A 1,967-nucleotide genomic window follows, 5' to 3' on the forward strand; every position below is an offset into this window, starting at 1 on the left:
TCCCACCGCGGGTCGCGGGTGTGCCTGCGCGGTGGGACGCGACCGGGCCCGCGGGGCCGGGGCCGTCAGGACGGGTCGATCCGCAGGGACCACACGGCGCGGGCGACGAGTTGGGGCCGCCCGGACTCGTCGACGATCGGGTTGCCCTCCGCGTCGGCCGCGTAGGACCCGCCGAGCTGCTGGACCTCCACCACGAGCAGCTGTTCGGCCGGTGCCTGGGGCACGGCGGTGTAGGCGTGCCGCTCGCCCGGGGTGAACACCTCCTGCCGGATCGGCCGCACCGTCCCCGCGGAGTCGGTGTACTGGACGTTGACCAGCCACGGGGTCTCGGCGACGTCCGCGGGAACCGAGACCTGCACCGGCTCGCCCGCCCGCACGTCGAGAACCGGGCGCTCTCCGTGGGACTCGCAGGAGGTCACCAGCGCGTCGCAGTAGCGCCACGGCTCCGCGCGCACCGACTCCCCGTCGGCGTAGAAGGTGACCTCGGGGGGTGCGGGCGCCGAGCAGCCCGCCAGCACGGCCGCACCGGCCGCCAGCGGCGCCACGCGTGCTACTACTTTGCGTCGCATATGGGCGAGACTACGAGCCGCCGCCGACCGGAGCGGTCTCGGGGCTGCCCCGCGTACGCTGCTTCCGGCGCCCGGGCAACCGGGAGGGCAGCAGCGACGTCCCGCGCCGCACCAGCCAGGTCTGGGCCAACCCGAGCGCGAGCAGCGCCGACACCACGAGGAACCCGATCCAGTACGTCGGCGGCAGCAGCAGCCCCACCGCCCCACCGGACACCCATGCCAGCTGCAGGACCGTCTCCGACCGTCCGAACGCCGACGCGCGGGACTCCTCGGGCAGGTCGTCCTGGATGACCGCGTCCAGGCTGTTCTTCGCCAGCGCGCTCGCCGTCGCGCCCACCAGACCCACCACGGCCGCCGTGGCCAGGCCGGACAGCACCGCGGCGAGCACGGTGGAGGCCAGCGTGGCCGCCACACAGCCGAGCACGAGCTGGTCGGGCCGGCCGGGCCGCATCCGGGAGCCGAGCGCGTTGCCGAGGAAACCGCCCGCCCCCGCCGCCGCGCCGATCACACCGAGCAGCAGGAGCTGGACGAACGGACTCTGCCCCGCGTCCTCGGTCTGCGCCTTCACCGCGAACGCGGCGAACATCATCAGAAAGCCGGTCAGCACCCGGATCGACCCGTTGCCCCACAGCCCCACCACGACGTGCCTGCTCAACGGCTGCCGCCGGGTCGCGGCCGGGCGGGGAGCGGTCAGTGAGGCGGGCACCTCGCCCTCGGTGACCTCCACCCACGCCGGGATCCGCAGAGACAGCACCGCCCCCGCCACGCACAGCACGGCGGTGAACCACAACGCGCCCGCCGACCCGAACGCCCAGTTCACCCCGCTCGCCACCGCGCCGAACACCCCGCCCGCGGCGAGGCCGAACACGGCCAGCCGGGCGTTGGTCGTGGACAGCGTGATCTCCGGCGGCAGCACCCGGGGCGTCACGGCGGCCTTGAGCACCAGGAACGACTTCGACAGCACCATCTTGCCGAGCGCGGCCGGGTACAACAGCCAGGTGTCGAAGTTCAGCGCCATGACCACGCACATCAGGGCCGCGCCCACCGAGGCGAGGCACATGGCCAGCCTGCGCCCCCGCTGGATGCGGTCGAGCGCGGGGCCGATCACCGGCGCCACCAGGGCGAACGGCGCGATGGTGATCAACAGGTAGAGGGCGACCCGGCCGCGGCTCTCCCCGCTGCTCGCGGCGAAGAACAGGGTGTTCGCCAGCGCCACGGCCATGGCGGCGTCGCTGGCGTAGTTCAGCATCACCGCGTACGTCAGCGAGGTCAGCCCGGACCTGTCCGCCCCGTCCGCCCGCGTGGCCCGCTGGAACAGCGCGACGGCGTTGCCGCCGAGCTCACGGCCGCGCAGCGCGGCGACCCGGGTGACGGTCAGCTTCCGCGGCATCCGCCGGC

2 protein-coding genes are annotated in these 1,967 nt (G+C 74.4%); both read right to left on the reverse strand.

Annotated elements, in window-relative coordinates; translation table 11 throughout:
- Positions 1–65: 65 nt before the first annotated feature.
- Positions 66–569 (reverse strand): DUF2771 family protein, encoded by a 504-nt coding sequence (locus tag ACTIR_RS0100150; protein ID WP_026452772.1) that lies wholly within the window; start codon positions 567–569, stop codon positions 66–68.
- A gap of 10 nt (positions 570–579) precedes the next feature.
- The coding region (locus tag ACTIR_RS20900) for an MFS transporter (protein ID WP_034237482.1) at positions 580–1,967 on the reverse strand (1,388 nt) is incomplete at its 5' end.

It is taken from the genome of Saccharomonospora iraqiensis subsp. iraqiensis (assembly GCF_000430445.1).
GTDB classification, from domain to species: domain Bacteria; phylum Actinomycetota; class Actinomycetes; order Mycobacteriales; family Pseudonocardiaceae; genus Saccharomonospora; species Saccharomonospora iraqiensis.

What these genes read in the sequence shown, in the direction of transcription:
- ACTIR_RS0100150 (WP_026452772.1), bottom strand. Translation starts at nt 569, where the DNA reads ATGCGACGCAAAGTAGTAGCACGCGTGGCGCCGCTGGCGGCCGGTGCG.